This window comes from Hymenobacter swuensis DY53 (assembly GCF_000576555.1).
GTDB lineage: Bacteria > Bacteroidota > Bacteroidia > Cytophagales > Hymenobacteraceae > Hymenobacter > Hymenobacter swuensis.
Map to the genome: position 1 here is coordinate 2,189,188 of NZ_CP007145.1, position 24,223 is coordinate 2,213,410.

General features: G+C 61.2%; 25 protein-coding genes and 2 pseudogenes. 15 read left to right on the forward strand and 12 right to left on the reverse strand.

The window, feature by feature from the left end:
* Window positions 1-261: 261 nt before the first annotated feature.
* A complete protein-coding gene (locus HSW_RS10625; protein ID WP_044001908.1) occupies window positions 262-1,518 on the reverse strand; it encodes a pyridoxal phosphate-dependent aminotransferase in 1,257 nt (418 codons plus the stop codon).
* A 244-nt stretch (window positions 1,519-1,762) separates the two neighbouring features.
* On the opposite strand from HSW_RS10625, the gene tsaE reads away from it, so the two are divergent.
* Entirely contained in the window at window positions 1,763-2,203 is a 441-nt protein-coding gene (gene tsaE, locus HSW_RS10630; RefSeq protein ID WP_231501390.1) for a tRNA (adenosine(37)-N6)-threonylcarbamoyltransferase complex ATPase subunit type 1 TsaE, read from the forward strand.
* An 80-nt stretch (window positions 2,204-2,283) separates the two neighbouring features.
* The gene (locus HSW_RS10635) at window positions 2,284-3,513 is read left to right on the forward strand and encodes an alanine dehydrogenase (protein ID WP_044001909.1); all 1,230 of its coding nucleotides are present in this window, start codon (window positions 2,284-2,286) and stop codon (window positions 3,511-3,513) included.
* A 254-nt stretch (window positions 3,514-3,767) separates the two neighbouring features.
* On the opposite strand, the gene HSW_RS10640 is transcribed toward HSW_RS10635, so the two are convergent.
* From HSW_RS10640 to HSW_RS10650, 3 genes are all read right to left on the reverse strand, one after another.
* Complete coding sequence (locus HSW_RS10640; protein WP_155832922.1) at window positions 3,768-4,364, reverse strand: DUF6134 family protein; 597 nt, start codon at window positions 4,362-4,364, stop codon at window positions 3,768-3,770.
* Window positions 4,365-4,496: 132 nt separating this feature from the next.
* Window positions 4,497-5,465, reverse strand: coding sequence for an arsenosugar biosynthesis arsenite methyltransferase ArsM (gene arsM / locus HSW_RS10645; RefSeq protein ID WP_044001911.1), 969 nt, complete (start codon window positions 5,463-5,465; stop codon window positions 4,497-4,499).
* A 52-nt stretch (window positions 5,466-5,517) separates the two neighbouring features.
* Window positions 5,518-6,315, reverse strand: coding sequence for a DUF547 domain-containing protein (locus HSW_RS10650; RefSeq protein WP_044001912.1), 798 nt, complete (start codon window positions 6,313-6,315; stop codon window positions 5,518-5,520).
* 98 nt (window positions 6,316-6,413) lie between these two features.
* Between HSW_RS10650 and HSW_RS10655 the strand changes: the two genes are divergently transcribed.
* From HSW_RS10655 to HSW_RS10700, 10 genes are all read left to right on the forward strand, one after another.
* Window positions 6,414-7,511 carry a BamA/TamA family outer membrane protein gene (locus HSW_RS10655; protein WP_044001913.1) on the forward strand — a complete coding sequence of 366 codons (1,098 nt, stop codon included), beginning with the start codon at window positions 6,414-6,416 and terminating at the stop codon, window positions 7,509-7,511.
* A gap of 126 nt (window positions 7,512-7,637) precedes the next feature.
* On the forward strand, window positions 7,638-8,327 hold the full coding sequence (locus HSW_RS10660; protein ID WP_044001914.1) for a TIGR04283 family arsenosugar biosynthesis glycosyltransferase: 690 nt from the start codon (window positions 7,638-7,640) through the stop codon (window positions 8,325-8,327).
* A complete protein-coding gene (locus tag HSW_RS10665) occupies window positions 8,327-9,358 on the forward strand; it encodes an NAD-dependent epimerase/dehydratase family protein (RefSeq protein ID WP_044001915.1) in 1,032 nt (343 codons plus the stop codon). The genes HSW_RS10660 and HSW_RS10665 overlap by 1 nt, the downstream gene beginning before the upstream one ends.
* A complete protein-coding gene (locus HSW_RS10670) occupies window positions 9,348-10,181 on the forward strand; it encodes an SDR family oxidoreductase (RefSeq protein ID WP_081768364.1) in 834 nt (277 codons plus the stop codon). Before HSW_RS10665 ends, HSW_RS10670 begins: the two co-directional genes overlap by 11 nt.
* Before the next feature lie 67 nt (window positions 10,182-10,248).
* Window positions 10,249-10,581, forward strand: coding sequence for an arsenosugar biosynthesis-associated peroxidase-like protein (locus HSW_RS10675; protein ID WP_044001916.1), 333 nt, complete (start codon window positions 10,249-10,251; stop codon window positions 10,579-10,581).
* A 147-nt stretch (window positions 10,582-10,728) separates the two neighbouring features.
* A complete protein-coding gene (arsS, locus tag HSW_RS10680) occupies window positions 10,729-11,778 on the forward strand; it encodes an arsenosugar biosynthesis radical SAM (seleno)protein ArsS (protein WP_044001917.1) in 1,050 nt (349 codons plus the stop codon).
* 101 nt (window positions 11,779-11,879) lie between these two features.
* Complete coding sequence (locus HSW_RS22780; RefSeq protein WP_052346342.1) at window positions 11,880-12,338, forward strand: BLUF domain-containing protein; 459 nt, start codon at window positions 11,880-11,882, stop codon at window positions 12,336-12,338.
* Between the two features lie 120 nt (window positions 12,339-12,458).
* Window positions 12,459-14,276: a PAS domain-containing sensor histidine kinase gene (locus HSW_RS10690; RefSeq protein ID WP_155832923.1), complete on the forward strand. Its 1,818-nt coding sequence runs from the start codon at window positions 12,459-12,461 to the stop codon at window positions 14,274-14,276.
* Between the two features lie 229 nt (window positions 14,277-14,505).
* Window positions 14,506-15,186, forward strand: a complete 681-nt coding sequence (locus tag HSW_RS10695; RefSeq protein ID WP_044001919.1) for an MIP/aquaporin family protein — start codon at window positions 14,506-14,508, stop codon at window positions 15,184-15,186.
* Between the two features lie 148 nt (window positions 15,187-15,334).
* Entirely contained in the window at window positions 15,335-15,799 is a 465-nt protein-coding gene (locus HSW_RS10700; protein ID WP_155832924.1) for a hypothetical protein, read from the forward strand.
* Window positions 15,800-15,814: 15 nt separating this feature from the next.
* Here HSW_RS10700 and HSW_RS10705 read toward each other — a convergent pair whose 3' ends face one another.
* Window positions 15,815-16,732, reverse strand: coding sequence for a flavin reductase family protein (locus HSW_RS10705; RefSeq protein WP_044001921.1), 918 nt, complete (start codon window positions 16,730-16,732; stop codon window positions 15,815-15,817).
* Between the two features lie 159 nt (window positions 16,733-16,891).
* Between HSW_RS10705 and HSW_RS10710 the strand changes: the two genes are divergently transcribed.
* Window positions 16,892-17,797 carry a M28 family peptidase gene (locus HSW_RS10710; protein WP_052346343.1) on the forward strand — a complete coding sequence of 302 codons (906 nt, stop codon included), beginning with the start codon at window positions 16,892-16,894 and terminating at the stop codon, window positions 17,795-17,797.
* 78 nt (window positions 17,798-17,875) lie between these two features.
* Window positions 17,876-18,643, forward strand: coding sequence for a DUF2490 domain-containing protein (locus HSW_RS10715; protein WP_044001922.1), 768 nt, complete (start codon window positions 17,876-17,878; stop codon window positions 18,641-18,643).
* Window positions 18,644-18,825: 182 nt separating this feature from the next.
* Here HSW_RS10715 and HSW_RS25230 read toward each other — a convergent pair.
* The 4 genes and pseudogenes from HSW_RS25230 to HSW_RS10735 all read right to left on the reverse strand — a co-directional run.
* A pseudogene (locus HSW_RS25230) lies at window positions 18,826-19,128 on the reverse strand (Tn3 family transposase); the annotation flags it as partial.
* A gap of 74 nt (window positions 19,129-19,202) precedes the next feature.
* Window positions 19,203-19,857, reverse strand: a pseudogene (locus HSW_RS25235) (Tn3 family transposase); the annotation flags it as partial.
* Between the two features lie 263 nt (window positions 19,858-20,120).
* Entirely contained in the window at window positions 20,121-21,176 is a 1,056-nt protein-coding gene (locus HSW_RS10730) for a response regulator (protein WP_044001925.1), read from the reverse strand.
* Window positions 21,154-22,797 carry a sensor histidine kinase gene (locus tag HSW_RS10735; RefSeq protein ID WP_316931422.1) on the reverse strand — a complete coding sequence of 548 codons (1,644 nt, stop codon included), beginning with the start codon at window positions 22,795-22,797 and terminating at the stop codon, window positions 21,154-21,156. The genes HSW_RS10730 and HSW_RS10735 overlap by 23 nt, the downstream gene beginning before the upstream one ends.
* 102 nt (window positions 22,798-22,899) lie before the next feature.
* On the opposite strand from HSW_RS10735, the gene HSW_RS10740 reads away from it, so the two are divergent.
* On the forward strand, window positions 22,900-23,208 hold the full coding sequence (locus HSW_RS10740) for a hypothetical protein (RefSeq protein WP_071883097.1): 309 nt from the start codon (window positions 22,900-22,902) through the stop codon (window positions 23,206-23,208).
* A gap of 128 nt (window positions 23,209-23,336) precedes the next feature.
* Here HSW_RS10740 and HSW_RS10745 read toward each other — a convergent pair whose 3' ends face one another.
* The 3 genes from HSW_RS10745 to HSW_RS10750 are packed head-to-tail and all read right to left on the reverse strand — an operon-like array spanning window position 23,337 to window position 24,105.
* Window positions 23,337-23,585, reverse strand: coding sequence for a transposase (locus HSW_RS10745; RefSeq protein ID WP_052346345.1), 249 nt, complete (start codon window positions 23,583-23,585; stop codon window positions 23,337-23,339).
* 14 nt (window positions 23,586-23,599) lie between these two features.
* The gene (locus tag HSW_RS22785; RefSeq protein WP_052346346.1) at window positions 23,600-23,797 is read right to left on the reverse strand and encodes a hypothetical protein; all 198 of its coding nucleotides are present in this window, start codon (window positions 23,795-23,797) and stop codon (window positions 23,600-23,602) included.
* Entirely contained in the window at window positions 23,794-24,105 is a 312-nt protein-coding gene (locus HSW_RS10750) for a transposase (RefSeq protein WP_052346347.1), read from the reverse strand. Before HSW_RS10750 ends, HSW_RS22785 begins: the two co-directional genes overlap by 4 nt.
* Window positions 24,106-24,223: the final 118 nt, after the last annotated feature.

A 24,223-nucleotide genomic window follows, 5' to 3' on the forward strand; every position in this document is an offset into this window, starting at 1 on the left:
ACAGTACACGTTCCGGTGGTTGTGAAAGGCGGAAAGTGCAATAGGAGATAGAGCGGTAACTGCAGATCAAACGCAGCTAAAACAGAGTAGAAACCTCTGGCTGCCACAAAATAGCGGCCGATAGCGGCAACAATATAGATAGTTTATCTTAATCTGATGCAAGAAAACCAGACCGATGCAAAAGGCGGGAAAACAGCCCGAACACACCACCGGCCTTGCAACTGCTGCAAGGCCGGTGGTGTAAAAAGCAGGAATGTAGGTTTACTTCAGTCGTTCCAGGGCAGCACGCAGCCGGGGCAGGGCGGCCTCAATGGATGCCAGCGAGGCACCTCCCACCGACATGCGGAACCACGGCGACGCGCCATCGGTACCAAAGGCACTGAAGGGTACCAGGGCCAGCCGCGCTTCGCTGATAAGGTAAGACGTTAGCTCCTTGGTAGAGGTCAGCACTTGGCCGTCAGGAGTAGTGCGGCCCAGCACGTCCAGCTTGGCCGTGAGGTAGATAGCCCCCATCGGTACCATCGAATCTACGGGCAGACCGTCGGCTTTCATGGCTTGCAGGCCCTGGTGCAACGCGTCGAGGCTGTGCTGCACCTTTTCTTTGAACGCACCCAGAAAGTCATCTACGGCAGCGGTTTGGGGGAGGTAGGTAGCAGTGGCAACCTGCTCGGCCTTGGGAGCCCACGCGCCTACGTGGCCCAGGATTGCCTTCATCTTGTCAATTACCGGAGCCGGTCCGAAGGCGTAGCCTACGCGCACTCCCGTAGCAGCCAGACACTTGGAAATACCGTCGATATAAACGGTGTACTCGCGCAGTTCGGGGCGCAGGTTCACCGGGTCGTAGTGCTCGGTATTGCCGAAAGTCAGTAACCAGTAAATCTGGTCGTAGAGTATATATAAGGGCTTTTCGCCGGGGGCGCGCCGCTTGTTCTCTGCCAGTACTAGGTCGCAGATGGCTTCCAGATCCTCGCGGCTGAACACGGTGCCGGTAGGGTTGAGCGGGGAGCACAGGGCCAGCAGCGTGGCCCCGGCCAGGTGCGGTGCCAGCTCGGCAGCCGTGGGCATGAAGTTGTTTTCGGGGCGGGTGGGCACCATTACGGCCTCGGCCGAGGAGAGGTGGCAGTAGTGGTTGTTGTTCCAACTGGGTACCGGAAATACCACTTTGTCACCGGGGTCTACCAGGGCCAGATAGGTGGCGTAGATGAGCGGCCGAGAGCCGCCCGCCACCAGAAAATCGTTGGGTGAGTAGCTCAGGCCCAGGCGCGACTCCGTAAAAGCCGCCGCCGCTTCGCGCAGGGCAGCCATACCGTTGGCGGGCGGGTAGTTGGTGTGCCCGGCCTGGTAGGCATGGGTAATTTCAGCCTGCAGCTCCGTGGGAATGGGGAAAATAGACGGGTCGAAGTCGCCAATGGTGAGGTTACAGATCTGCTCCCCCTTGCGGATCATGTCGTTGACTTCGTTGCCGATTTTGATGATTTCGGAGCCAATCAGGCTGCCGGCCATTCGCGAAACTTGCATGGTTGGTGTTGGTTTGGGTCGGCCAAATATAGAGGACAGCAGTTGCCGGGCCCGGTCTGGCGGGTAAAAACCTGCGAAAAAACCGGCTGCAACCAGATGATGGTGGAGATGCCGGGCCGCCGGGCCGGCATCGGCAGGCTAGCCCAACCCACCAAGGACAATGCAGAATAGGTAGACGAAAGAAAGCCACTGATTTCGCGGCAGAATAACCAAATTTGCAGGCTCAAGTTATTCAGGCGTACATATGCGGCCTCTCCGGATGATGAATCAGACCATCGAAATTCCTTCCCTCGACGCGTTGCCGGCTGTGGCCGGGCAGGTGCGCGCCGCGGTACAGGGCCACCCCATCATTTGCTTTGAAGGCGAGATGGGGGCGGGCAAAACCACCTTTATTAAAGCCCTATGCCGTAGCCTGGGCGTGCAGGAAGAGGTCAGCAGCCCCACGTTTTCCCTGATCAACGAATACCGCACGGCCCAGAACGAACCCATCTACCACTTCGATTTCTACCGCCTTAACACCCCACAGGAGGCCGAAGACATCGGGGCGCTAGAGTACTTTGATTCTGGCTATCTTTGCCTGATTGAGTGGCCGAGCCGCATTGAGGCCCTACTGCCCCCTGACCGACTGCTCATTACCCTCTCCGTCACCGGACCATCTGCGAGGGAATTAAGAATTAAAAATTAAAAATGGTCAGCTCTGCTTGCTGCAAAATTGACTGTGTGCTCAATTTTTAATTCATAATTCATAATTTTTAATTCAAGAAAATGCCCGACGCAGTGCCCCCCGGATTTGAGTCGCTGGCTACCAGCCGCGCCTATTTCACCCAGGAATCTATGCTGGCCGTGGAAACCCGGAAGCGGAAGCTGTTCATTGGGCTACCCCGGGAAACCTCCCTGCAGGAAAACCGCATCTGCCTTACGCCCGAGGCGGTGAAGCACCTGGTGGAAGCAGGCCACGAAATTCTGCTGGAAAGCGGGGCCGGGGAACCCAGCAAGTACTCCGACCACGAGTACTCCGAGGCCGGGGCCACCGTGGCCTACTCCCAGAAAGAGGTATTTGAGGCGGACATCATCCTGAAAGTGGCCCCCGTCACGTACGATGAGATGGAGTACCTGCGGGCTGGCCAGACGTTGATTTCGGCCCTGCAGTTTGGTTCGCTCACGGCCGAGTACATCACGGCTCTGCTGCGCAAAAAGGTAAACGCCATCAGCTTCGAGTTAATCAAGGACCCCAGCGGTACCCGGCCGGTAGTGCGGGCCATGTCGGAAATTGCGGGCTCCACCGTGATGCTCATTGCCGCCGAGTACCTGGCACGTTCCAACGAAGGCAAAGGCATTATTCTGGGCGGCATTACGGGCGTGCCGCCTTCGCAGGTGGTAATTCTGGGGGCCGGCACGGTAGCTGAATACGCTGCCCGCGCTGCCTCCGGGCTGGGGGCCGAGGTGAAGGTATTCGATAACCACCTCTACAAGCTGCGCCGCCTCAAGCAGAACCTGGGCCAGCCCCAACTCTATACCAGCACCCTCGATACCTTCGCGTTGAACCAGCAAATTCGGCGCGCCGACGTAGTTATTGGGGCCCTGAACGCCGAAGAAGGCCGGATTCCGTTCATGGTGTCGGAAGATGCTATTTCCATGATGGCTCCTGGCTCGGTGGTCATTGATGTGAGCATTGACCAGGGCGGCTGCTTTGCCACCAGCGAAATGACCAGTCATAGCAAACCCGTCTTCCGCAAATACGACGTGATTCACTACTGTGTACCCAACATTGCCTCCCGGGTACCACGCACGGCCACCAACGCGCTAAGCAACATTTTCACGCCTATTCTGCAGGAAATCAGCCAGCACGGCGGTATCAACGAGGTGCTATTTACCAACGAGCATTTCCGCTCCGGCGTGTACGTGTACAAAGGCTCTCTTACCAACGCCAGCATTGCCCGCCGCTTCAACATGCGCTATAAGGAACTGGCCCTGATGATTGCTGTACGTAACTAAATCACGGATTTAGCCGGATGTTGAGGATTACACGGATTTTAGGATTGTGTTGGCAGGTCAGGTCTGTCAGGTTGAGCGGAGTACGTCTGCAGCTTCAGAAAACCTGTTGTTCCGGCAAAGCCAGAACGTCATGCTGAGCTTGCCGAAGCATCTCTGCCGCTTCATTGTAGCAATCCAATGGAGTGGTGGAGATACTTCGGCAAGCTCAGCATGACGTTTTTGTTTGCAATTGCACCTACTAACCCTGCCACTGCTCAGCTTTCCGGGGGCAGGAGGCGAATGATGAAGTTTTTGAGTGGGTTCTTTTTGATGAGGGTGACCAGCTGGCCGTTGGCGTACTGGTACTCATCCTCGCGGCCGGCGCGGGTGGCGAGCCAGCGGCCGGGGCGGCCCGGGCGCAGCGTGAAGTAGTCGCCGAAGTATTCGGCAAAGGCCCGCGCCTGGCCGGCTGGCGGCTCGGCAAAAAACAGGTTCGTGACGGCGTAGCGGATGGGCTGGGTTTCGGTGGCCTGGTAGTCGTGCTTGTACTGGTGGGCCACGATGTCGTAATGGTCGCCCTTCCACTCGGTGCGGGTGCTGAAGTTGCCCTGGTTGGTACGCGCATCTACTGTGGACAGCACCAGCTGGCCGTTGCGGAAGCGGTTGACGACGTGGTAGTAGATGACGACGTGGTAGAACAGGAAATTTACCTGCACGTCGCTCACCAGCGAGTACGTCACCTCGGGGCCAACCGGTGGTTGGCGGGTGGCCGTCATGGTGCCTACCCGCACGCCCGCTACCTCAATGGCGTAGCGCCGTACCTCCGCCGCAGCCGGCGGCGGGCTGGCCGCCGCGGGCAGGGTACCGGACAAAAGCAAAGCCGACAGAAACATGTAGGTAGAGCAGAGAGGAAGTAAGGCGACGAGCAGAACGGTTAAAACACACCAAAGCCCGTCATGCTGAGCTTGCCGAAGCATGACGGGCTTTGGTAGTAATACCGCTGCCTAGCAGCAACCGCCGCCGTCGTAGTGGTAGGTGGAGGGAGAAATGAAGATATCGGAGCTGCCCAGGGCGGCCAGGTTAGCGGCGGTTTTGTCGCACACGGCCAGGGGCTGGTTCTGCAGCAGCACGTGGCCCTTGTGGTCGTCGAAGTATTCTTCGCCGCCGTAGTAGATGGCCGTGCGGCCCGTGAAGATGCAGGGACCATCGGCGGGCATGGGGTCCTTGATGGCGCACACTTCCACGCTCTCGATGAAAATCAGCTCGTCGGTGGCGTAGTGCTGGGGCGAAAGCACCCGGTAGGCGCGCTTGGCCCGCACTTCCACCGTACCGAAGCCGACTTCCGTAATCATATCCAGGTATTGCTGCAGCGGCAAGGAGCCGGTGAGGCAGAGCGCGCGCAAGCGCTCATCGGCCCGCAGCTCATCGCTCATGGGCTGCTCGCAGGTGGGGTCCGACATCACCAAGCGGCCGTGGGGCTTCAGCACCCGGTAGGTTTCCTGCAGGGCGCGGCGCAGATCATCCAGCTTGAAAATGTTGAACAGGCAGTTTTGGGCGGCCACGTCCACGCTTTCGTCGGCCACGGGCAGGTGCAATGCGTCGCCGGCCCGCAAATCCACGAATTCCGACTTAAACCAGTCGTTCTGACGCTCGGCTTCCTGCATGTTTTCGCGGGAGGCGTCCAGCATCTCGCTCACCACATCCACCCCGATGATGGCTCCGGGGCGGCGGCTGAAGTAGGCAAACTGCAGCAGTTCCATGCCCCCGCCCACGCCCACGTACAGCACGGTGGGGCTGTTGGTCAGGTCGCGCGGGTTCACGGTGCTGCCGCAGCCGTAGTTCATGGACAGCATCCGTTGCGGAATGCTCAGGCCGGGCAGCTGCCAGATGGGATTAGTCGTGCAGCAAAGGCCCACCTGGGGCTCCTGGGCCGCCTGGCGGTACACGTCGGCGGTGGTTTCTAAATAGCTCATGCGGGCTGGGGAGAGAAAAGAAAATAAGGCGGGGAGGGGCGTAGCCGGTAGGCTACTGCTTGTTTAGATTCCAGTTATAGTCGAGGTAGTCAATCTTCGTATTGCCGTCGATTTTGGTCGTGGCGTAGCGGTTCACCCACTTCACCACCGACTGCCCGTTCTGTTCCCAGTCGCCCTTGTACCAATCAAAGTACTTAGAGAGCTGGGCCTGGTCTTTGGCCAACTTGTTTTTGGCCGGGTTGTTCAGGAAGTCCCGGCCCTGGTCGTCGAGCTGGGCGTTGAGCTTGTCGGCGGTGTAGGCTTCGTTGCGCAGGCGGGGGCAGGAAATGGAGGCGCACACCAGCGCAAAGTGAATGCGGGGGTCGTTGTATTGCTTGCGCAGAATACCGTGCTCGATGTTGTCGAGGCTCATTTTCTCGCCCCCGATACTGAAGAACTTGGCCGCCCAAGGCGTGGTCACAAATGGAATCTTGATTTTGGAGCCGATGTCCTTGATGCTCTGTATCGGGTAATGGTCCAGAATCAGGCGGATGGTGTAGGCGTTGTAGGCATTGATCCAGAACACCATCTGGTCGTTTTTGGGCCAGCTGCTGGTGGGGCGGTTCTTGCTGAGCTGAGCCAGGTACTGGTTGAACGCCGCCTCATCGGCCTTGAAGCCTTTGTAATCGACGAGGCCCTGGGCATTCACGTGCTTTTTGAGCAGCTTATCGAAAGCCGCGTGATCGAGCGGAGCGGCGGCGGGACGGACGGTGGCTGCCGGGTGGGCAGGAGGGGTACCGAGGGCGGGGGAGAGGCCGGCCAGCGCTAGCGCGCCGCCGCCAAGGAGGGAAAAGGTCAGGAGCTGCTTCATTGGAGGGAATATACGGCGACTTGCCCCGGAAAAGATTGCCCGCCGGCAAACTCCCGGCCGCCGCAACTTCGTAAACCTAGCTTCATCACCCTGCCCGTATGCTCCTTGCCCTTGTGCTGCTGGGCAGTTCCGCCCTCGCCCCACCCGATACCGCGCGGCCCAAACGCCTGGCCCTCATTCCGGTGCCGCTGGTGTACTACACGCCCGAAACCCGGCTGGCCGTGGGCGCCGCCGCCACCGCCACCCTGCGCTTCCGCCGCGACGACGGCTTTGCCGCGGCCCGGCCCTCACAGGCCACCCTGGCCGTGGCCTACACCCAGAACCGCCAGCTGCTGCTGTACCTGCCGTTTCAGCTGTTCTACGACCACAACACCTACTACGCCTACGGCGAGGCCGGCTACTACCGCTACACCTATTACTTCTACGGGCTGGGCCGGCAGGAAGTCCCGCGCGAGCTGTACAGCGTCAACTTCCCACGGGTGCGGGTGAATGCGTTCCGGCGGGTGGGCCACCTATTGGGCGAGCGGGGCCAGCTCTACGCCGGGTTGCGCTACCAGTACGAGGACTACCAGGTGACGCGCGTGGCCCCGGGCGGGCTGCTGGCTGGCGGCACGGTGCCGGGCGGGCGGGGCAGCCGCCTCACGGGCGGCGGCCTGGGCCTGTTCTTCGACTCCCGCGACAACGTGTTTTACCCCCGCAAAGGCGTGGTGGCCGACGTGGGCGCCTTCCTGCGGAACCGGGCCGCCGGGGCCGGGCCGGCCGGCGAAACCACCCGCTTCAGCCGCTACGTGGCCGACGTGGCCGAGTACCACGTGCTAGGCCGTCGCGCCGTGCTGGCGCTCAACTACGCCGGCAGCCTGATAGTGGGCACGGCCCCGTTCAATGCTTTGTCGCAGCTGGGCGGCTCGCGGCGGCTGCGGGGCTACTACGAAGCCCGCTACCGCGACCAGAACCTGGCGTTGGTGCAGTCGGAACTGCGCCTGGAGGTGTACAAGCGGCTGGGCGCGGTGGTGTTCGGGGGCGTGGGCGCGCTAGGCGACCAGCAGACGCTGCTGCGGCTGCGCGACCCGAAAGCCGCCTACGGGGCCGGCCTGCGCTTTACCGCCAACCGCCGGGACCACCTCAACGTGCGCCTCGACTACGGTCTGGGCCGGCAATCCACGGGCTTTTACCTGACCGTGGGCGAAGCATTCTGACCCCTGGCCGCTTGCTTATTCGAAAACTGTGCGGAAGTTGCCGCCGCCTTCCCGCTACTGCTCTTATTGTTCTTACTTGCGACCTTTCCGTCGTGCGCGCCTTCCTTTCTTTCCTGCTTCTGCCCAATGATTAGCGTTATTATTCCTACGTATAACGAAGCCGACAACATTGCCCGGCTGGTGGCCGAGCTGGGCCGAGCAGCGCCTCCCGGCGCGGTGGAGGTGCTGGTGGTGGATGCCCACAGCCCCGACGGCACCGCCGCCGCCGCCCGGGCCGTCGGGGCCACTGTGCTGCTGGCCCCGCGGGCCGGCCGCGCCGCCCAGATGAATTTTGGGGCCCGCCACGCCCGCGGCTCGCTGCTCTACTTCGTGCACGCCGACGTGAGCATTCACCCCGACTACGCGGCCACGCTGCCGGCCGCCGTGGCGCAGGGCTACGCGGCGGGCTGCTACCGGTTCCGGTTCAACTCCCGCCACCCACTGCTGCGCCTCAACAGCTACGGCACCCGCTTCAAGGGCATTATGAGCCGGGGCGGCGACCAGACGCTGTTCATCACCCGGGCCCTGTTCGATGAGCTGGGCGGCTTCGATGAGCGGTTTGTGATAATGGAGGACTTCGAGCTGATCCAGCGCATCCGGCGGGTGGCGCGCTTCCACATTGTGCCCCAGGAAGTGGTGGTATCGGCTCGCAAGTACGAAACCAACAGCTGGCTGCGGGTGCAGCTGGCCAACCTCACGGCCTTTTCCCTGTTTTTTCTGCGCGTGTCGCCGCCCCGTATTGCGCGCACCTACAAGGCCCTGCTCAACTACCGCTGATGGAGGCTGCCAAGCTGCCGCGTGTGCTCCTGACCGGTGCCAACGGATTTTTGGGCCGCCACGTGCTGGCCGAGCTGCTGCGGCGCGGCTACCCCGTGCGCGCCCTGGTGCGACCCAGCCAGGCGGCCGGGGCAGCTCCCGGTCTGCCGCCGCTGGCTTCGTTGCCGATTGAACTAGCAGAGGCCGATCTGAGCCAGCCGCTGGAGCCGACGGCCCTGGCCGAGCTGGGGCGCGGGTGCGAAGCCATTGTGCACGCGGCGGCGCTGGCTCAGGTGAACCCGGCCCGCAACCCGGCCGTGTGGGCCGCCAACGAGGGCGGCACCCGGCAGGTGCTGGCCCTGGCGCACCTGCTGGGCGGCCCTCGGCTGGTGTATGTGGGCACGGCCAACGTGTTCGGCTTCGGCTCCCGCACCCACCCCGGTGACGAAACCCGGCCCTACGCTGGCCGCCGCTACGGCCTCGACTACATGGACAGCAAGCGCGCCGCCACCGAGCTGGTGCTACAGGCTGTGGCCCGCGAGCAGCTGCCAGCCGTGCTGGTGCATCCCACCTTCATGCTGGGGCCCGGGGATGCCAAGCCCACCTCCAACGCCCTCGTGCTGGAGCTGCGGGCCGGCCGCCTGCCCGGCTACCCGCCCGGCGGCAAAAACTACGTGCACGTGCGCGACGTGGCCGTGGCCACCGTCAACGCCCTGACGCGGGGGCGGGTGGGGGAGTCCTACATCCTCGGCCACGAAAACCTGAGCTACCGCGAAGCCTTTGCCCTGATTGCCGAAACCGTGGGCGCCGCCCCGCCCCGCTGGCCGCTGCCGGCCGCCGCCGCCCGCCTCTACGGTGCCCTCTGCGACGTGCGGGCCCGCCTCACGGGCCGCCCGGCGGCGCTCAACTCGGCCATGGCCGCCGTGGCTAATGATGGTCATTACTTCACTGCCCAGAAAGCCCGCACCGAGCTGCTACTGCCCCAAACGCCCATCCGGCAGGCCGTTACGGAGTCCTTTGCCTGGTTCACTGCCCACGGCTATGTTCAGTAACAACGCAGCCCCGCTGCCGCTGGCCGGTAAGGTGGCCCTGATAACCGGCTCCGAGTCGGGTATTGGGCGCGAAACGGCCCGGGCTTTCTGCCAACAGGGGGCGGCCGTGGTGCTTAATGGCCGCCAGCCCGAGCGGCTGGAAAGCACCCGCCAGGCCCTGGCCGCCGAGGGCTACCGGGTAGCCGCCTGCGTGGCCGACGTGACCGACTACGCCGCCTGCGAGCAGCTGGTGGCCGTGGCCATCCGGGAGTTTGGCCGGCTCGATATGCTGGTGGCCAACGCCAGCATTTCCATGCGGGCCTACTTTCTGGACATGACGCCCGACGTGTTCCGGCAGGTGCTGGATAGTAACGTGTACGGGGCCGTGTTTCCGCTGAAGGCCGCCTTGCCGCACCTCATCCGGAGCCGGGGCAGCGTCACGTTCATTTCCTCGATTTCGGCCCTGAACGGCATGCCCAGCGGCTCGGCCTACTGCGCCGGCAAGGCCGCTCTCACTAACCTGGCCCACACCCTGCGCCTGGAGCTGGCCGATACCGGCGTCCACTTCGGGGTGGTGCACATCGGCTTCACCCAGAACGACCCCGAGAAGCGCGTACTCGATGCCGCCGGCCAGCCCGTGCCCATTGCCCACCGCCCGCCCCGCTGGCAGAAGTCGCAGGCCCAGGTGGCGGCCATTATCCTGCGCCACGTGCAGCGGCGGCGGCAGCGCACCGTCATTTCGGCGTTGGGCCTGTTGATTCTCGTCGTACATTCGGTGCTGCCCCGGTTGGGCGACTGGGTGGTGCGCACCTCGCAGCAGCGGCTCCGCAACTTCTACGAATAGCTGCTGCCACTCAATCTGCCTGATCTGTTTCTCTCGTATTTCGTTTAAATCCTCGTTCCTCCCCCTCATGGAAACCTACTACAACCCCGCCGACCTCAAGAAATTCGGCAACATCGGCGAGTTTCAGAAAGAGTTTGCCGATAAGTTCTTCTCCTACTACGGCGCCGTATTCGCCGAAGGCGCCCTCACTGCCCGCGAAAAATCCCTGATTGCCCTAGCCGTGGCCCACGCCGTGCAGTGCCCGTACTGCATTGATGCCTACTCGGCCGATACGCTGGAAAAAGGCTGCACCGAGCCCGAAATGATGGAGGCCGTACACGTGGCCGCCGCCATCCGGGGCGGGGCCACGCTGGTGCACGGCGTGCAGATGATGAACAAGGTGAAAGAGCTTTCCATGTAGCCGGTTTGGGTTGTTCGTTTTTTGTGGTTGGTTTTTCGTTGTTCGGGCTTCGCCGCTTGAGGCGCGGAATGCTCAACCGACCGGATCCGCCCGAGTGTCAGGAAACGAATAACAAAAAACCAACCACGAAAAACGAACGACAAACCCGTGACGAAATCCCTCAAAGCCACCGGCAATCAGCTCGCCGATTCGGCTTTTCAACTGACCGTGCTGCGCCAGGAAGTGGTGGACGTGCTGCACCTGCCGCCTTTTCATCAGAAGATGGGGGAGGCTGGGCTGTTTCCGCTCCGGCCGGTGGCGCCGGCAGTGCTGCAGATCAACGTGGGTAAAATGTGCAACCAGGTGTGCAAGCACTGTCACGTGGACGCCGGCCCCGACCGGAAGGAAATCATGACCCGCGAGACGATGCAGCTCTGCCTCGACGCGCTGGCCCAGACCAACATTCCGACGGTGGACCTGACCGGCGGGGCCCCCGAAATGAACCCCGATTTCCGGTGGTTTGTGGAGGAAATCAGCAAGTTGGGGCGCAAGGTTATCGTGCGCTGCAACCTCACCATTATCGTGGCTAACAAGAAGTACCACGATTTGCCCGAGTTTTTCCGCCAGCACGGGGTAGAGGTGGTCAGCTCCCTGCCGTTCTACAGCGCCGATAAAACCGACCGTCAGCGCGGCGACGGGGTGTTTGCCGATTCCATCCGGGCACTGCAGATGCTTAACGCCGTAGGCTACGGCCAGCCCGGCAGCGGCCTCACCCTGAACCTGGTGTATAATCCGGCCGGGGCCTTCATGCCCGGTCCGCAGGCGGGGCTGGAGCTGCAATTCAAGCGCGCGTTGCAGAAGGATTTCGGCATCGTGTTTAACAGCCTGTTTGCCATCACCAACATTCCGGTGAGCCGGTTCCTGGATTACCTTATCGAGTCGGGCAACTACGCGGGCTACATGGAGAAGCTGGTGAATGCCTTCAACCCCACCGCCGCCGCTGGCGTGATGTGCCGCGACACTATCTCGGTGGGCTGGGACGGGGGCCTCTACGACTGCGACTTCAACCAGATGCTCGACCTGCACGTGGCCAGCCCCAGCCGCCACATCCGCAACTTCGACGCGGTGGCCCTGGCTCAGCGGGCGGTGGTGGTGAACCAGCACTGCTACGGCTGCACGGCCGGCGCCGGCTCCAGCTGCGGCGGTACCGTGGCATAAGTTGCCCTAAGTGGCTGATCAGAAGTGTGAACCAAGAGTAAGTGATGTATTTGCTGCAAGCAGGTCGGATAGATTAGCAAAGCGGGTTGTAGTTTAGCATCATGAAGCACATTGTGTATATAAGCCGGGCTGTACATGCGTTAACTGATGAGGATCTACAACACCTGCTGGACCAGAGTCGTCGGGACAACGCACAGCACGGTATTACTGGGATATTATTCTATAGCCATGGCAACATTGCCCAGCTATTTGAGGGCGATGCTACAACGGCCGATACACTGTATGAGCGGATCAGCCGCGACGGTCGGCATTCGGATGTGCGCAAGCTGATAGACCGGCCCATTGCCGCCCGCAGCTTTTCGGAATGGTCTATGGCATTTCATCCGCTGGCTGCCGAGAGCTTTCAAGCATTGCAGGGATTCTTGCTACCTCATCAGGTTCCGCCGGCCCCCGCCACGCTACCAGTTGCCGATGCACTCTTGGTTGAACTAGTGCGCTTGGCCGTATTCGGTCCTGACCCGTCGCAGCCCTATCATCACACAGTAGCCTCCTCGCTTTAACAAGTAGCTGCTTACTTCCGTTAGTGCTGCCGTGCATTATCTCTTACGGGCCCGCCCTCTCGATGCGTTAATCAGCCCACTTTGTGTTTGCCTTTGAAACCCATTCTCCCTTTTGAGCACATGCTGCGCCAACTACAGGCGGGTGTTGCAATACTGGAAGGCCCAGATCTACGCTACAGCTTTATAAACGACCGGATGCGGGAGTTGGTAGGCGAAGGACAGCTTGGCCAGCGGATAGCAGATCAGCCCGGACTGTTGTCCTCCACATTCCTGGAAGTGCTGCCCCGTATTTATGCGGCGGGGGAGGAATATACGGCTAAGGCCTGCGCGTGTGGTCCCCATCACTGCTACGATTTATCGGTGCAGCCTTACCACGATGAAGAGGGAAAGGTTGCTGGGCTACTCTTGCTAGCAGTGGACGTGAGTGAACAGGAAGTGGCCCGTCAGCGGGCCCATGAACTGGCCCTCACAACCCGCCACCTCGATGCCCGCTTGCGGGTGTTGACGGAAACAGCTCCTCTGATTACTTACACAGTGGATGCCAATGGGAAAACTACCTACGCAAGCCCGCAGTGGTACCGCTTTACGGGACAGCCCCCCACCGCCGACCTCACCGCCATCTGGCCGCTGCTCATCCATCCGGATGACCGCCTGCGGGTGTTATACGAAGCTGAGTTTGCGCGGCGGGCCGGAGCCGGCTGGAATTTTGAGTACCGCCTCCGCCGCTATGATGGAGCGTACCGCTGGCTGCTGAGCCGTGCCTTACCGGAAATGCACCCGCCCGATGCGCCGGTTTACTGGCATGGGGCACTCACAGAAGTACATCAGGAGCGTGAATTAAGCGAGGCCAGGCGCCGGGGTGAGGCTGAGCTCCGGTTTCTGGCTGATAGTATTCCAGAGCTGGTCTGGACGGCCTCAGCCGAGGGCCTGGTTGAGTACTATAACCAATATACACTGGAATACACTGGTCTGACCAAGGAGGAACTGGGTCCCACCGGGTGGGTGGGGTTGCTGCAGATGGAGGAACAGGCTGCTGCCGCCCGCCGCTGGGTGCAGAGTGTAGCCAGTGGTACCGAGTTCGAAGGCGAATACCGCATGCGCCGCCATGATGGTGTATACCGCTGGCATGTCATTCGGGCCCGGCAGCTGAGCGACGGTAGCGGTCTGCGCTGGTTTGGCACGTGCACCGATATAGAAGAGCAGTATCGGCTGCGCCAGGTGCTCCAGACCCAGTACGACGAACTTTCCCGCGCGCATCATAACCTCGATACCTTCGTGTATGCGGCCTCCCACGACCTACGGCAGCCTACCAATAACCTGCGCGGCCTGTTTGAGGAGCTACGACGCTCAGTTACCTTCGCTGACCCTGAACAGGCACTGATGCTACAGATGGTAGATGGCGCACTCTCGCAGCTGGATTCCACGCTGATTGACCTAGCTACTACCATTCGTACTCAACGGCAGCAGCAGGAACCGATAGAAATACTGGATCTTGCGTTAGTACTGGAAGAAATTCTGTTGGTACTTCGTCCTGAAATTATGCAGCGCGGTGCCCGAATTGATGTGCTGGTACAAGAGGCGCCCGGCCTGCGCTACAGCCGGGCCAATTTACGTTCGGTGGTGCACAACTTGGTTAGCAATGCTCTCAAGTTCAGTCATCCTGTCCGCCCTCCTCACATCGTATTGCGGAGCTACCTCACCGCCGAAGACCAACCTGTGCTGGAAGTGCATGATAACGGTTTGGGCATGCACATTGATGATCCGCTGCACCCTGTGTTTCAACTTTTTGCCCGCCAGCACCCGCACGTAGATGGAACCGGAGTAGGGCTGTACCTAGTGCAGCGTATAGTGAGTAGTCAAGGCGGGCATGTATCCGTGGTCAGTACCTTGGGTGAGGGTACTACTTTCACGGTGTACTGGACGGTTCCGACTACTTAACAACGTTAGCCAAACCAACCACAGTAATCCATCGGGCAGACTGCTTAGTACCTGACAGGAAAGTGAAAGTATTGACGCACATATTGGGTATCATAAAAAGTCAGATTGCACTCAAGCAATACAACCAGTCGTGAGGAAGCACTGACAGCTGAGTGATGCAGGCAAAGCTGTCTTGCTCAGTATTCTGCTTTCACACCCGTATTTACTACCTGTTTACTGCCCTCTGCGCATGACTGCTACGCTACGACAATGCCTGCTGGCCGAGGTACTCGGTACGGCCTTTCTGTTGATTTTCGGGACCGGGGCAGTAGTGGTGGACGAGCAGACGCACGCCATCGGGCACGGTGGGGTGGCGGCGGCTTTCGGGCTGATTGTGCTGATTATCATTCAGGGGCTGGGCCACATCAGCGGGGCCCACGTGAACCCGGCCGTGACCATTGGGTTCTGGGCGGCGGGGCGTTTTCCGGGGCGGCGGGTAGTGCCTTACGTGCTGGCCCAGCTGGTGGGCGCGGCCTTGGGCAGCGGGGCGGTGTGGCTACTGGCCGCGCCCGGTTCCTCGTTGGGGGCTACGCTGCCAGCCCACAGTGCCTGGCAGGCCTTCGGGGTGGAGTTGGGCCTGACCTTCTGGCTGATGCTGATTATTCTGCGCGTAACGTGCAGCTACTATGAGCAGGGCCTGCTCGTAGGCATCACCATCAGCAGCACGGTGGCCCTGGAGGCGCTGGTGGGCGGCCCCCTGAGCGGGGCCTCCATGAACCCGGCCCGTTCCCTCAGCCCAGCCCTGTTCAATGGGAACTTCACGGCTGCCTGGGTGTACGTGGCCGCGCCCGTGGCCGGCGTGCTACTGGCCGTGCTGGCCGACCGCCTGCTGGATTTGAAAGCTCCCGCTAACATCCAACCCCCGCAGTAGTCCTGCCAGAAGTTAGGGCCGGGACGGCTCGTTTCGCCGACCCACAGGTTTACCTCGTTTGGTAGTGGTGGCAGGTGGAAACCCTGGTGGTTGGCCTGACTATTGTACCCCAGTAATCCGTTTTTATCTATCCTCTTACCACTGTTTTATGTCGACACCCTCTACCGCATTAGTGGCTGCCTGCTTGCTGGGACTAGCTGCCCCCGGTTTTGCTCAAACTGCCCCGTCCTTTTCCGACCTCAGTACGGCCCGCTACGACCGTTCCGACACGATGCGGGCCGTGCAGCATCTGTTCATGCAACGCTCCAAAGCAACCAGGGTTTGGCTGAACATGGGTCTGGATGCGGCGGTGGGAGCCACACTCGACAAAGCTGCCCTGGCTGCCGTGGCAGCTTTCGAGCCTGATAAGCGCTACTACAAAACCTGGCAGCAGCAGGCCAATGGTGATATGGTGATGGGCAGTCTGGCGGCAGCGTATGGTTTTTACCGCCTTAGCCGGTTCGGACCGCAGCGATATCAGCGCGTGATGCAAGCGTATGCGCAGGGTGGTCCACTGCCGGAGTACTTGCAGCGTCGGCTGAAAAACCGGTATTTCCGCCTGCGGCCTTTGTAAGACTACAGCTTGGCGCTATTCGGCGGCCAGCAGCAGCACTTTCCAGGCTTCCAGCAGCCGGCCCTCTTCCAATAACTGCTTGCCAAGCTGCATCAGCGCCGCTCGTTGTCCGGCTGCATCAGGGTACTTGCTCAGCGTGTAGCTTACGATGGGCTCCTGGCGGAACGCCTGTACGTCGGCAGCGGAGGGAATGGCCTGCACTTCGATGTTGGCGAGGCGGCCCAGGTTGTTGCCGGTAAGCAAATCGGAGGTGCGGAAGTGTTCTGGCAACTGGTCGATGCCGATGCCCAGATTTCGGTTGGGCTTGGGTACTTCGAACAGCGTGGCAGCGGAGCGGCTGTACCAGTCGCCGCCCAGGCGGGCCACGGCGTCGAGTTTGCGCGGGTCGATGCCGATGCCGGAGGGCAGGATGAGGTCTTCGCGGAAGTGGGCCAGCACCACCCGGCACAGCACCAGGTTGCCGGCCCCATTATTCTGGCCCAGCTCAATCACTTGCTCCACCACGCACTCGAAGGCGGCCGGGGCCTCCAGCACCCGGGGCGGGCGCACCTGCTGGCTGGGTACTTCCGTGAAACCAGCTTTCACGAACTCATTCACACCTTTTGCATATTCTGTGCTAGCCAGTGACATCTGCTCCACCATGGCATAGTCGCAGATGTGGACTACGCACTCGGCCACCTCGCGCACGTTTTGCAGGGTGTGTTTCTGCGAGTTGTCACGGACGCGGTTGGCGGGCGAGAAGGCCAGGATGGGCGGGTTGGAGCCAAAGCAGTTGAAAAAGCTGTACGGACTCAGGTTCACGCTGCCGTCGGCCGCCACGGTGCTCACAAAGGCCACCGGGCGCGGGGCCACGGCTCCTACCATGAACGGGTGCCAGTCGGAGGGCGAGAGGTCAGAGGGAACGATGCTGCGAAACGGCGTGGGGGTAGACATGGGGCGAAGTTCGGCGTTAGCCGGCAAATATTCTTTGCCGATTTTTCCCGCAGGATTCCGCTGTGACATACGCCGTGACATACGCTGTGATGTGCGGTGGCCGTTCACTGCTGCAAAACCCTGCGTCATTCACCGCGAACCACTAGCACGAAACTGCCCATGCGTCTGCTGCTACCGTTACTGCTGCTAACCTCTCAGGCGCTGGCCCAGCCCGCCGATACAGTCCGACTGCGCCGCCACATCTTGGCCCTCACCAGCACGCCCGAGCCCCGCAACTACCTCCACGAAGTCAGCCTTAACCAAGCCGCCGACTACATCAAGGCCGAGCTGGCCGCCGCCGGGGCCCGACCCACCGAGCAGCCGTATGAGGTGGAAGGCCGTACCTACCGCAATATTCTGGGCCACTTTGGGCCTGAAACCGGCCCGCGCATCATCATTGGGGCGCATTATGACGTGTACGGGGAACAGCCCGGGGCTGATGACAATGGCAGCGGGGTAGCGGCCCTGCTGGAGCTGGCGCGCCTGCTTGGGCAGCAACAGGGGTTGCCCTGCCGGATTGATCTGGTAGCCTACACGCTGGAGGAGCCGCCGTTTTTCCGGACCCCTCACATGGGCAGCTATGTACACGCCGAAGCGCTACGTAAGGCTGGGGTGCCGGTGCGGGGCATGGTAGCGCTGGAAACGCTGGGCTATTTCGACGACCGGAAACGCACCCAGAGCTACCCGCTGGGGCCGCTGAAATGGGTGTATGGCACGCGGGGCAACTACGTCACGGTGGCGCAGAAATTCGGGAATGGCCACTTCGGCCGGCAGTTTGCCCGTTGCTACAAGCAGGCAGCCATTCTGCCTGTGAAGAGGTTTAAGGCCCCCGCCTGGTTGCCCGGTATCGACTTTTCGGATCATCTCAACTACTGGCACTTCGGCTACCCGGCTGTGCTGCTCACCGATACCGCCTTCTACCGTAACCACCACTACCACAAGCCTACCGATACGCTCAATCGCCTGGATCTGTACCGGCTGGGGCTGGCCGTGGAGGCGCTGCTGGCTACGGTATTGCGCCTGTAAGCCCACCGCTGCGTTAACCCCCGACGACAGGGTGGCGTATTGCTTTTTGTTTGACCCTGCTATTTCGGGGTATTGCGGATGAAAAATTACGTACTCGTATTTACCGGCTGCCTGCTGACCACCGCCAGCTTCGGCCAGGTTCCCCGTCTGCTCGACCACAATACCCTGGGCTGGTTCGTGTACTCCGGCGACCATGCCCTGGCCCCGAAATGGGCACTGCACACCGAGTACCAGTGGCGGCGTATCAACTGGGCACCGCAGCAGCAACTGGCGCGTTTGGGGCTGGTGCGCACGCTTTCGGAGCGGGTGAAGATATCGGGGGGCTATACGTATTTTCAGACCCACCGCTACGGCCGCTACCCCACGGTACCTAACCGCCCTGAGCCGGAAAACCGCCTCTACGAGGATGTCTCGCTGGATGACCAGCTGGGCCGGTTCACCTTTACGCACCGAGTGCGGCTGGAGCAGCGTTGGCTGGGCACCCGCGCTGAGGAGGGCCGGGGGCCGGTGGAAACATGGGAGTATCAGAACCGTATCCGTTACCAACTCTCGGGGCAGTTTCCGCTGCAGGGACCTGCCGTGGAAAATGGCGAGTGGTACCTGAATGCGTTTGATGAGCTGTTTATCGGCTTCGGGCGAAACGTGGGCGACAATGTGTTCAATCAGAACCGAATTTCCGGCGGCCTTGGCTACCAGTTTGCCGACAATGCCAAGGTCGAATTGAACTACCTCTACCAGATAAGCCAGCACGCGGAGCCCGAGCCGGTTTCGGGGCGGCCTGTGTTCGAAATCAACCACGGCTTCCGTCTGAACGTGCTGTACGACCTGGACTTTACCGGTGAGTAATTTAGGGAGAGGAACAGTAGGATAAAAGAACGTCATTCCGAGCGGAGCGAAGCATCTCGTGTGCTGATGTTGCAGGTGTAATCCAACGTCAGCGCGCGAGATGCTTCGCTCCGCTCTGTATGAGGTCTTCTCAGAAAACAGAATAAAATAGCACGTTAAGGCTTGATAAAGGGCCGTAGGGATTAAAATTTGCCGGATGCGCGTTTCGTGCGCCATGAATAGTCGCCCGTCAGATTGATGTGTTCCCAACCCAGTGATGATAAGTAGGGCAACAGCGCCTCGTCCACAGGCTGGCTGTGGGCCCACAGTGCCTGCACGGCGCGCTGTAGGTAGACCGTGTTCCACAACACGATGGCGGCCGTGAGCAGATTCAGCCCGCTGGCCCGGTAGTGCTGTTGCTCGAAGCCCTGGTCCTGGATTTCACTTAGTCAGTAGAAAAACAAGACCCGGGCCAGCGCGTTGCGAGCTTCGCCTTTATTAAGCCCAACCTTGGCCAACTGCTCCGTCAGCAACGCGAGACGCTGCTGTAGGCTTCCCATTCGGCTCTACCGCCAGCCGTAGCTCCAAACGATTTCGCTGGCACCAAGTACTCCTCAAAGTCCTTAAACTGGCGCGAGCCTAGCACCCACATATCGCTGGAGCGCAAAGCGTTTTTGAATTCGGCCAAGGTACACAGCTCGTAAGTGCGGCGGTCCAGTCCTTCTGCGGTGAGCACGAGCTTCTGCCAGCGCCGGCCGATAAAGACCGTTGGCGCATCGGCTGGCAGCTTGCGCGCGCCCGTTGCGTTCATCGAGCGCAGCGGCAGAGCGGCCAGAAACGCGGGGGCATAGCGGTGTATGGTCGCGTACTGTTCGCTCACGCAGTGCAGAAAGTCGAAATCAGCCGATTGGGCCAGCTGTTGCGCTTCGCCCATGCTGGCAGTGAACTCCTCCCACGGCAGCACCGATTCGATGGCCGCGAACGGGGCCGCCCGTGGCGCGGGCGCATGGAGCAGGGGCCTGCTCCATGCGCCCGAACAGACGCACTTACTGATTAATAGCCTTGCCCGAGGCCTGAAATTGCTGCTGGTGCTTGTTTTTGGCCGCGTTGAACAGCTTACCAATGAGGCGGTCGTGCAGGTCGAGCAGTTCATCCAGGACGGTGGCCGTACCTTCCAGGGCCAGCGCCACCAGCGTAGCCAAGCGCCGTACCGGCTCAAACTTAGCCAAGTCGGCCTCACTGAAGGTGTACTGCCAGATAAACCTTGGGGCTTTCGGGCAGCGCGAGCAGGTGCTCGCGCTCGGTCGCGAATAACGTGGAACGACGGGGCATGGGCAACTGGGGCGTGGAGAAAGAACGCGGCTAGAGGTGTTCATTCTAGGCCAGTAGAACAAGTAGCCCCCAACTAACTCCTTCCTGCCTGTTCAAGAAAAGGGCCGTATAACTTACTCATTGGTACCTTCAGTCAGCGTGTGAAGTGTTTTGGCGGGTAGGCGGTTTACCAGTTCGCCGTTAGTAATCGGTCAGGATTAAGCAGCTTAATGTGCTTAGGCGTCAGCTCGATCAGGCCATCTTGGCGAAATTCGCTCAACACGCGAATGACGGATTCGGAGGCGGTGCCGACGATGGCGGCCAAGTCATCGCGGGAAAGCTGGATGGGCATGTGGGCGGGGGTATGGGCCTGCTGGGCTAGGCGCAGAAGCGCGTCGGCCACACGGCGGCGGATGGAGCTATAAGCCATGCCCACTAGTTGTTGCTCTTGCTCGCGCACCCGCCCGGCCAGCAGACGAATGAAGCGTTGGCTGACTTCCGCGTTGCGCAGCAGTAGTTGAGTAAATTCGTCCTGCGGAATGTATACTAGTTCCGTGTCGTCGAGGGCCACGGCGGAGTCGGTGTGGGGAGTGCGCTCCAGCAGGGGCAGGTAGCCGAAAAACTCGCCGGGCCCATAAAGGCCGGTAATCAGTTCTTTGCCAGCAGCGGTAGTTTTCAAGCTTTTCACCCGCCCCGACAGGACGAAGTAAAGCCGGGTGGCTTCCTCGCCTTCCCCATATATCTCCTGCTTACGCCGTACCAAATGAGCCCGGCGGTTGGTGGTAAGGCCGGTTAGGCCGCCCACGGCCCGGGCGTCGTCGAGGAAGGCGGCGAGTCCGCCGGGGGCTTGCAGATTATAGTCGGGCTTGAGGTGCTGGAAGCGCTGCAAGCGGCCGGTAATGGCGCTCAGCAGCTCACTTTCCTCGAAGGGCTTGGTGAGGTAGTCATCGGCTCCCAGGTCCATGCCGCGCCGCTGGTCGGTGCGCTCAGTTTTGGCCGTCAGGAAAATGAACGGCACCCCGGCCAACTGCGGATTCTGGTTGAAGATGTGCAGCACGCCGTAGCCGTCGAGCACGGGCATCATAATATCGCAAATGACTAGGTCGGGCCGGTGGGCCAGGGCGTCTTCCACGCCCCGCTTACCATTTTCGGCGGTATGCACGGTGTAGCCGGCCAGTTCCAGAATCTCGGCCGTGTTTTCGCGTACCGCGTCGTTGTCCTCAATCAGCAGGATGGTTTTCATAGGGAATGGTCAGGGTGATGGTGGTACCCATGTGCAGCTCGCTGCGCAGGTCGATGGTGCCGCCCATCAGCTCCAGGTACTTGCCGATGATGTAGAGCCCCAGCCCGGTACCGGGAATGTTGGTGGCGTTGCGGGCCCGGAAAAACCGCTCGAAAAGGTGCTGCTGGTCTTCGGCCGAGATGCCCACGCCCTGGTCCTGCACCTGCAGGGTCAGCTGGCCGGCCTGGCAGGCGGCGCGCACCACCACAACGGTATGTTCGCCGGAGTATTTCAGGGCGTTAGACAGCAGGTTGACCAACACTTTGCGCAGCAGTGAGGTGTCCAGCCACATGGGTGGGCCGGCCGGCAGGTCCTGCTCGATGCGCTGGCCAGGCTTGCGCAGGCCCTGCACGTCGGCCACGGCTTCCTCCACCAGCGTAGGCAGCTCCAACAGGGCGGGGCGGGCGGCAATGCGGCCTTCTTCAATCTTGCCCACTGAAAGAAACTCCTCCAAGATATCCGTCAGGTGCTTCACCGAGACCCTGATCCGGTCGAGGTGGCGCTGGCGCTGGGGCTGCTGCTCAGCGGCGGGGTATTTCTCGATGAGCGTGGCCGACGTCAGGACGGCTGTGAGCGGGGTGCGGAACTCGTGCGAAGCCATACTCACGAAGCGCGACTTCAGCTCGCCCAGCTCCTGTTCGGCCGCCAAGGCCAGGGCCAGCTCCCGCTGCCGCTGCTCCAATTGCTCTAGGGTGGTCATGAGGGCATGGGTGCGGTCGGCTACTTTACGCTCCAAGTCGGCGTTGAGGCGCTCCACGCGCTGGCGCTGGGCAATCAGCTCCTGTTCGGCCTCGCGCTTAAACGTAACATCAATAATATAGGCCACCACAAACAGCTCCTCATCGAGCCGAAAATAGCTTAAGCTGATTTCCAAGGGAAACACGGAGCCATCCTGGCGCAGGCCTTCCAGCGTACCGCGGTGGGCACCCATCACCCGCACGCTGGGGCGGGCGTTAAAAGATTCGCGCAACTGCTGGTGGTGGCGGCCGGTGGCGTTGGGCACCAGCACCTCAATGCGCTGTCCCAGCAGCTCGGCTTCGGCGTAGCCAAACAGCTCCCGCGACTTCCCATTGGCCAGCACGATGCTGCCCTGCTGGTCGCAGACGATGATACCGATGGTGGCGTGAGCAAATACGGCCTCGAAACGCTCGACGCTCTGGGCCAAGTCGCGCTCAACGGCGTGCAGGGGGTTGGTATCGGCAATACGCACTAGAAAGTAGGACTGGCCATCTAGTTCCAGGCTGGTAGTTTCCACGTGGCTCCAAAACGTCTGGTCGGAATACCGCCGCAGCTCCGTTTCCAGCTCGTAGTGGCCCGTGCGCGCAATTTGCTCGCGCAAGGCAGCATTCTCCGCCGGGCTCAACTGCACCTGCAGGCTGCGGATAGGAGCATCGTAGAGGGCCTGGGCCGAGGGGTAGCCCAGCAGACGGTAGCCAGCAGGGTTCACGCGCACAAACCAGCCTTTGGCCACGTCATAGAGGCCTACAAATTCGCGGGCCTGCTCGAAGAGAATGTCAATCAGCGGATTGTGGTTGGCTTCGAGCATGGTGGTAGAGGAGAGGCGGCAGCGCAACTTCCACAAAAATCGGTAGATGACCAATGTCAGGCGGCGAGTTGACTGCCGTCATGCCGCGGCGGGAACTGAGCAGGTAGTTTTGAGCCACCACTTTTACCTGTCCCGCTTATGTCTGGTCCGTTGTCTGTTCCCGTAGCCGATTGGTCCGATGCAACGGTGCTGCTGCTGCTGCTACCGGGCAGACAGCCCACAACCAGCTCCCAGGCCGCCTTACAGCACCAACTGGGCGCGGGCGTGCTGGTGCTGCAGGTAGATGAAGCGACCTACCCGGCCGTGGTGCGCAGCTTTGCGCCGGCGCAACTGCCTACCAGCGTGCTGGTGCAGCACGGCGTGGAACTGTGGCGGCAGCCCGGCCTGCCTTCGGCCGAGGAAGTACACGCCGTGTTGCGGGAGCAGGCCAGATACTTCAGCCCTTAGCCAAACGCTGCTGGCCAGTTGATGGCTATAACGCTGCACTGAAGCGGGCCATACCCGGCTACCTGTGACCTGAGGAAATTTGGGCTACTCTCCCCAGCAAGCCCGCAAGCGGAGCTCTTAGAAGCTGTTTAAGTTAGCTTAGTGAGTCGTCGGATGTTGGCCAGATAGAGCCAAGCGACGGCGTGCTGGGTGTTGCGTTCGTACTCTTTGGCCAAGCGGCGGTTGGTGCCGGCCCAGGCAATGCTGCGTTCCACCACCCAGCGCTTAGTGTGGATGAAAAAGCGGCCTTTCTTGGCCACCACGCCCTGCGGCACCTGCGCTAGTACAACCCGGCCCGCCAATTGCTGGCGGAACCGGCGGCCGAAGCCGCCGTCCACGATACGGTCTGCAACTAGTCGAGCAGTTCGTTGTCCAGCGTCAGCGCGTCCCAGAGGCGGGCGGCGCTGGCCCCGTCGTGGCAGTGGGCCGCCACCACGCAGCAGGTGAGCAGGTTGCTCAACGTGTCCACAAGAAAAATGCGCTTGCGGCCTTTGGTACGCTTGCCCGCGTCATCGCCCACGCAGCGGGTGCTGATAGCCGTGTTCTTCACGCTTTGGCTGTCGAGGATGGCCGCATTGGGCTGGGCGTTTTTTTAGCTCGTGCCTCCACCGTCAAACAGCCACTCACCCGCTGGCAAGTGCCGTCCGCTGCCCACTTGGTGAAATAGTAGTACACTGTGGGCCAGGGCGGAAAGTCGGCCGGCACGTCGCACCACACGCACCCGTTCTTGAGCACGTAGAAAATGCCATTCACCACCGCCCGCAGCGGCCATTTGCTCGCGCGTTGCACCACCACCAACGGCGCCAGCTTCGTCCACTGCCGCTCCGTTATATCCCAACTGTACCGCTTTTGCGACATCCACAAAGTTACACGCTAACTTAAACAGCTTCTTAGTGCTAGGTACACCCACAAGCTGGAAAAACCGCGGGTCGCCTTTGCCCTGACAGCCACGATTTTCGACACAGAACTCCGCCGG

Excerpts from the sequence above, each read along its gene's own strand:
- HSW_RS10625 (WP_044001908.1), bottom strand. The coding sequence starts at position 1,518 with ATGCAAGTTTCGCGAATGGCCGGCAGCCTGATTGGCTCCGAAATCATC.
- tsaE (WP_231501390.1), top strand. The coding sequence starts at position 1,763 with ATGCGGCCTCTCCGGATGATGAATCAGACCATCGAAATTCCTTCCCTC.
- HSW_RS10635 (WP_044001909.1), top strand. The coding sequence starts at position 2,284 with ATGCCCGACGCAGTGCCCCCCGGATTTGAGTCGCTGGCTACCAGCCGC.
- arsM (WP_044001911.1), bottom strand. The coding sequence starts at position 5,465 with ATGAGCTATTTAGAAACCACCGCCGACGTGTACCGCCAGGCGGCCCAG.
- HSW_RS10650 (WP_044001912.1), bottom strand. The coding sequence starts at position 6,315 with ATGAAGCAGCTCCTGACCTTTTCCCTCCTTGGCGGCGGCGCGCTAGCG.
- HSW_RS10655 (WP_044001913.1), top strand. The coding sequence starts at position 6,414 with ATGCTCCTTGCCCTTGTGCTGCTGGGCAGTTCCGCCCTCGCCCCACCC.
- HSW_RS10660 (WP_044001914.1), top strand. The coding sequence starts at position 7,638 with ATGATTAGCGTTATTATTCCTACGTATAACGAAGCCGACAACATTGCC.
- HSW_RS10665 (WP_044001915.1), top strand. The coding sequence starts at position 8,327 with ATGGAGGCTGCCAAGCTGCCGCGTGTGCTCCTGACCGGTGCCAACGGA.
- HSW_RS10670 (WP_081768364.1), top strand. The coding sequence starts at position 9,348 with ATGTTCAGTAACAACGCAGCCCCGCTGCCGCTGGCCGGTAAGGTGGCC.
- HSW_RS10675 (WP_044001916.1), top strand. The coding sequence starts at position 10,249 with ATGGAAACCTACTACAACCCCGCCGACCTCAAGAAATTCGGCAACATC.
- HSW_RS22780 (WP_052346342.1), top strand. The coding sequence starts at position 11,880 with ATGAAGCACATTGTGTATATAAGCCGGGCTGTACATGCGTTAACTGAT.
- HSW_RS10690 (WP_155832923.1), top strand. The coding sequence starts at position 12,459 with ATGCTGCGCCAACTACAGGCGGGTGTTGCAATACTGGAAGGCCCAGAT.
- HSW_RS10695 (WP_044001919.1), top strand. The coding sequence starts at position 14,506 with ATGACTGCTACGCTACGACAATGCCTGCTGGCCGAGGTACTCGGTACG.
- HSW_RS10700 (WP_155832924.1), top strand. The coding sequence starts at position 15,335 with ATGTCGACACCCTCTACCGCATTAGTGGCTGCCTGCTTGCTGGGACTA.
- HSW_RS10705 (WP_044001921.1), bottom strand. The coding sequence starts at position 16,732 with ATGTCTACCCCCACGCCGTTTCGCAGCATCGTTCCCTCTGACCTCTCG.
- HSW_RS10710 (WP_052346343.1), top strand. The coding sequence starts at position 16,892 with ATGCGTCTGCTGCTACCGTTACTGCTGCTAACCTCTCAGGCGCTGGCC.
- HSW_RS10715 (WP_044001922.1), top strand. The coding sequence starts at position 17,876 with ATGAAAAATTACGTACTCGTATTTACCGGCTGCCTGCTGACCACCGCC.
- HSW_RS10730 (WP_044001925.1), bottom strand. The coding sequence starts at position 21,176 with ATGAAAACCATCCTGCTGATTGAGGACAACGACGCGGTACGCGAAAAC.
- HSW_RS10740 (WP_071883097.1), top strand. The coding sequence starts at position 22,900 with ATGTCTGGTCCGTTGTCTGTTCCCGTAGCCGATTGGTCCGATGCAACG.
- HSW_RS10750 (WP_052346347.1), bottom strand. The coding sequence starts at position 24,105 with ATGTCGCAAAAGCGGTACAGTTGGGATATAACGGAGCGGCAGTGGACG.